We start from the raw sequence: 4,849 nt of genomic DNA on the forward strand, positions 1-4,849 counted from the left end.
GATTGTGGAAAGAACATTTTCTTGGTTCGATAATTATAGGAGACTCTGTCGAAACTACGAATTTACGTTCGATTCGGTAGAGGAAATGGTGAAACTTGCTGCAATAAGAATGTTGCTGAACAAAATTTAAACAGGCTCTAAAACAGAGGCGATTTTGAAACTTGCCTTTAGTGGTGCCCAGTCTAATATAAGTGGTTCAATTATATGTTCATTTTTATTTCCTTTGCCTCCATTAGCCGAACAATATCGTATTGTCGCAGAGATAGAGCGTTGGTTTACTTTAATAAACCAACGTTCTATTTCTGTTACTATCTTTTCTTGTTCAGCGAGTGGCGGTAGTGGAATAGCGGTATTGACAATTATTTCTTTTGAAATGTTTGGTTGTGCTCCACCACAACCTTTTGCTATAAACTTATCTCTATGAGATAAAAGAAAATAAAACAAGTAGTATTGAATTATTGCAAAATATTCAACACATGCGCACCATGCCTGGTTTGTTGTTGCAGGGAATGTAAGAATTCCCAATTTACCTATTGTTGCTCCATACATAGCGATAAGGACACTTCCTGTAGGATTTATTTTAGCTGAAGAATTTGCAACAGCTTCTTCCGTAATACTTGGAATATTTGTAATCAGTCCATAATTCAAATCACCAGTTTTAAGCCAAGGTATATTTCCACCATAGTAAGATTTATTAGAACGGCTTGGCGTTCCTCCAGCTTGCCAAACGCCAATATATCCTAATGTTGTCCATACCCAATTATCAGGCATCTCGAACGGTACGTTCTTATAATGGGGCGTATCAGAAGTTTTTGCTGTTTTTTTGTGGGCTTTATTTTTCCTTCCTTAATCAACAGTTCTTTCTCCGCTTTGATACGTTCAAGCAATACAGATGCAGGCTCGTCATTCGGGTCTTGTGGAACGAGTTTGCCATGAATAACAAGGTCGAGTATTTTTTGACGGTTCTTGGTATCCATAGCAATTAGTCTTTAGTAAGGAACAAGTCACAAAATTCATTCAGTTTCTCCTGCATACGCTCCTGTGGAATAAGGATGCGTTTATATTCCGCTATCATCGTAGGGCTCATGCTTCGGCTCATGGCATATTCCACCACTACCCGGTCAGCTTCAGGACAGAGAATTATGCCTATGGACGGATTTTCGTTGGAGCGTTTCACATCCCGGTCAAGTACTTCTAAATAGAATTCCAACTGTCCGAGGTCGCGAGGATGAAATTTCGTCTTTTTCAGTTCCACAGCGACCAATGCCTGCAATCCGCGATGAAAGAACAGCAAATCAGCCTTGAATGTAGATGCCCCGATATTGAGACGATATTCCTGATCCATAAATATAAAATCTTTACCCAATTCAAGAATAAACTGCTTCATGTGCTCTATCAAGCCATTTCTCAACCGAGTTTCACTGTGTTTCTTCGGCAAATCAAGAAAATCGACAAATAAAATGACAAAGCAGAATATTCTTCGTAAAACATTACCATATTGTAAATATTCCTTCTGCTGTAACCTTTTAAATCCGGCCTTTTAGAACGGATATATTCGGATAACTGTGTTACAATCTTGCTTCCCCATTCTTCGCTTTTCAGTTTGGCAGATACATAGTTGCCCACATGCCATGCCGTAAACAACAGTTCATTATTTACAGCTCTGGAAGCACGGCTTTTGTGTTGAAGAATAATATCTACAACCTCGCCAAACTGCTGTTCCATTGATATGGCTATATTATTGTTTTCCATACACTCAATCCTCATTTATATTTGCGAGCAATTTTTCAAGTTCAGCTACAGCAGAACTTATTGTCAGGTTTTTTTCTTTTATGTCCGTCATCAGTTCTGCCAATGTGCAGTCAGCCTTATCTCCGCCTTGTTTTATCCATGTGATGTCAAGACTTGTTTTGTCGCGAGCGAGAATGTCCTCTACCGGATATTTGCGCCAACGACCTTGCGGATTGTTTTCCGCATCGAAGGTTTCTATCCGTTTAATATAACAAGAGACAAAATCATCCAGATGATGGCGTTCGAGCTTGTTGGTGGCAAGCGTATGCTTGATATCTGTACGATAATCATAGAACCAGATCTCTTTTGTCGGCTGTCCTTTCGTAAAGAATAAAACATTGGCTTTTACGCCTTGGGCATAGAATATACCTGTAGGCAAGCGGAGAATGGTGTGTAGATTAAAATCCGTCAGCAACTTCTTTCGTATTGTTTCACCGGCACCACCTTCAAAAAGGACATTATCCGGCAATACTACAGCTGCACGACCACCCGTTTTAAGCAACACCATGATATGTTGCAGAAAGTTGAGTTGGTTGTTGTTTGTCGCCACATAGAAATCATCTCGATTCAGTTCGACCGAGCCGGCAGGACGTTGCCCGAAAGGCGGATTCGCAAGTACGACATCGACCAATTGTGTCGGGGCTTTTTCGAGCGAGTCTTCACAATCTATGGGACTGCGGTCGGTACCGATGCCATGCAGGTAGAGGTTCATCGATGCAAGTGTTACAACCAATGCTGTATTATCTACACCATGCAGCGCTTGATTTTTCAAAAAATCTCGTTTCTCCTTACTTGCCGACTGCTCTTTCATATAGTCGTATGCCGTCAGCAAAAAACCGCCTGTACCGCAAGCCGGGTCGCAAACCGTTTCCCCTATTTGCGGAGCTATGCAATCGACCATTGCCTTGATGAGCGGACGGGGTGTAAAGTATTGTCCTGCACCGCTTTTCTTGTCTTGCCCGTTCTTTTCGAGAATGCTTTCGTAGATAGCCCCTTTCACATCGCCGTCCATGATGAGCCATTGTTCTTCATCAATCATGGTGATGACCTTTTTCAGATAGACGGGTTTGTCAATCTTGTTTTGCGCTTTGGTGTAAATAGTGCCAATCAGATTCTCTTGCTCGCTAAGTCGTTTCAAAACGTTTCTTCATACTGCCGTACCAGTTCCAAACCGTCAAGAGAAATCAAATCTGTCCACTGATAGCCGGTGGGAATTGCAGATTCTTCTCCAAACATTTCCACATTCTCAGCGTCCATCTTCAGAAACAGCAAATAGGTGAGTTGCGTAATGTAATCGGTAAATCCGATACCTTGTCCGGCAAGCGTAGTTGCCAGATTCCATACCTTCTTAGTGAGCGATTGCTCTGTTATGTTATTTGTTGCCATATATTTATGATGCTTTTCTTAAAACTACAAATGTATAAAGAGAACGGAGCGCGTCGTTTGCTTTCTGCATATTGCCAAACGCCTGTATCATTTGCGCTGCATGGGTTGCATCGTCCTCACGAATATCCTTCACGGTACAAGCGCCGTTGGCGGCTATGTGTTGCCGGAATAGACTGTTCATGTTCTGTTACACCTACGGCATCGACCAAATAAAAACAATCTTTACTGAATGCGTTTGGAGTAACATTTCGTAGTTGTTCATCTCCAATTGTCCGCACACCACGCCCTTTCATCTGTATGTAGAGGGGCAATGATTCTACATCACGCATAAACATCACAACTTCCAGCGGTTTCACATCTGTGCCGGTCGCTACTAATGTACACGTTACGGCAATGCGGAAATCCTTGTCGTTGCGGAATTGCCGTATCAGTTCATTGCTGTCCCCTGCCGAATATGTGATTTTCTGAACAAAGCGATCATCAGTTCGCCCAAACACTTTTTTAGCTATTTGTACGATATTGGTGGCGTGAGCTTCGTTGAGGGCAAATATCAATGTCTTGGGCAGATAGTCAAAGTTAGGCTCCCGTTGCGGGTCAGTGAACAATTCGGTATAAACCGCATCACGATAAGTAGACAGAATAAGTTTGATTTGTGCCGGGTTGATAATGCTTCGGTTTAACTCTTTATTGGACAACGGTTTAGAGAATGTGTCTACTTTTGAAAACGAAAGTGACTTAAAAATGTAGAAAATGTCTACCTTTGTAAAATCAATTCAGACAAAAATATCGCGATTGTCTACTTTGGAAAATTATGTTTAGCTAAAATTATTTTTAGTGTCTACTTTTTAACTCTGGTATAGCGATTTTATATATTATATAGAGCTGTTTGACGAGATGCAAAGCGTAGCAGTTCAGCGAAGTTACATAGTCACTAAATCGTTACCAACAACTTTTCCCTCTCTCTACTCAACACTGTCATTCAGACAGATACGCAAAAAAAGCTTATCCTTTGCAAAGATAGTAAAAATCGAAAGCAGAAAAGACGAACTAACTCGACTTTTTTTGTAGAGACTCATCTGATCTTTGCAATTACAGCTTTTGCAATTCCAAACCTACTACACTTTTATCAGCCTTATTTTAAGAGTTAACCGATTAACCTCCGAAATAAAAAATCCACAAAAAATATGTCCAAAAGGTTTGTACAGTCCAAAACTTTATCTACCTTTGCTGCGTATTAAAAAATGCTGGTCACTAAGGAAGTTTGGGTGAGTGGCTGAAACCAGCAGTTTGCTAAACTGCCGTACGGGCTACCGTACCGGGGGTTCGAATCCCCCAGCTTCCGCAACCGCATTTCTTTTCAGGGAATGATAAAGTTGGTGGATTCGTCTAGCGGCTAGGACACATGCCTCTCACGCATGGAACACGAGTTCGATTCTCGTATCCACTACAAAATGCACTCTTAGCTCAGTTGGTAGAGCAACTGACTCTTAATCAGTGGGTCCAGGGTTCGAATCCCTGAGGGTGTACTATAAGTCCTAAAGAATTATTCTTCAAGACTTTCTTTATATAATCCTTCTTAAGACTTAATAGTTTTTGGTCTAATGGACATTTTGAGTGATAAAACCTTTGTAATGTATTGAATTTTACATCTTTGCAAAGGTTTTCATTGATA

3 protein-coding genes, 3 tRNA genes and 3 pseudogenes are annotated in these 4,849 nt (G+C 41.0%); 3 read left to right on the forward strand and 6 right to left on the reverse strand.

The features are described from left to right. Window positions 1–126: 126 nt before the first annotated feature. The 5 genes and pseudogenes from Q0Z70_RS12960 to Q0Z70_RS12980 all read right to left on the reverse strand — a co-directional run. Window positions 127–771, reverse strand: a complete 645-nt coding sequence (locus tag Q0Z70_RS12960; RefSeq protein ID WP_298075153.1) for a restriction endonuclease subunit S — start codon at window positions 769–771, stop codon at window positions 127–129. Then, entirely contained in the window at window positions 741–977 is a 237-nt protein-coding gene (locus Q0Z70_RS12965) for a hypothetical protein (protein ID WP_298075154.1), read from the reverse strand. Before Q0Z70_RS12965 ends, Q0Z70_RS12960 begins: the two co-directional genes overlap by 31 nt. A gap of 5 nt (window positions 978–982) precedes the next feature. Then, window positions 983–1,752, reverse strand: a pseudogene (locus tag Q0Z70_RS12970) (PDDEXK nuclease domain-containing protein). 4 nt (window positions 1,753–1,756) lie between these two features. Next, window positions 1,757–3,177 (reverse strand): annotated as a pseudogene (locus Q0Z70_RS12975) (class I SAM-dependent DNA methyltransferase). A gap of 167 nt (window positions 3,178–3,344) precedes the next feature. Continuing rightward, a pseudogene (locus Q0Z70_RS12980) lies at window positions 3,345–3,869 on the reverse strand (helicase-related protein); the annotation flags it as partial. 563 nt (window positions 3,870–4,432) lie between these two features. On the opposite strand from Q0Z70_RS12980, the gene Q0Z70_RS12985 reads away from it, so the two are divergent. The 3 genes from Q0Z70_RS12985 (at window position 4,433) to Q0Z70_RS12995 (ending at window position 4,703) form a co-directional block, all read left to right on the forward strand. After that, a tRNA-Ser gene (locus Q0Z70_RS12985) sits at window positions 4,433–4,519 on the forward strand. A 33-nt stretch (window positions 4,520–4,552) separates the two neighbouring features. Then, a tRNA-Glu gene (locus Q0Z70_RS12990) sits at window positions 4,553–4,624 on the forward strand. A gap of 6 nt (window positions 4,625–4,630) precedes the next feature. Then, a tRNA-Lys gene (locus tag Q0Z70_RS12995) sits at window positions 4,631–4,703 on the forward strand. Here Q0Z70_RS12995 and Q0Z70_RS13000 read toward each other — a convergent pair. After that, window positions 4,669–4,849: hypothetical protein (locus tag Q0Z70_RS13000; RefSeq protein ID WP_298075156.1), on the reverse strand; the 181-nt coding region annotated here is incomplete at its 5' end. The genes Q0Z70_RS12995 and Q0Z70_RS13000 overlap by 35 nt on opposite strands.

The organism is uncultured Bacteroides sp. (assembly GCF_947632445.1).
In the GTDB taxonomy this organism is placed as follows: Bacteria; Bacteroidota; Bacteroidia; order Bacteroidales; family Bacteroidaceae; genus Bacteroides.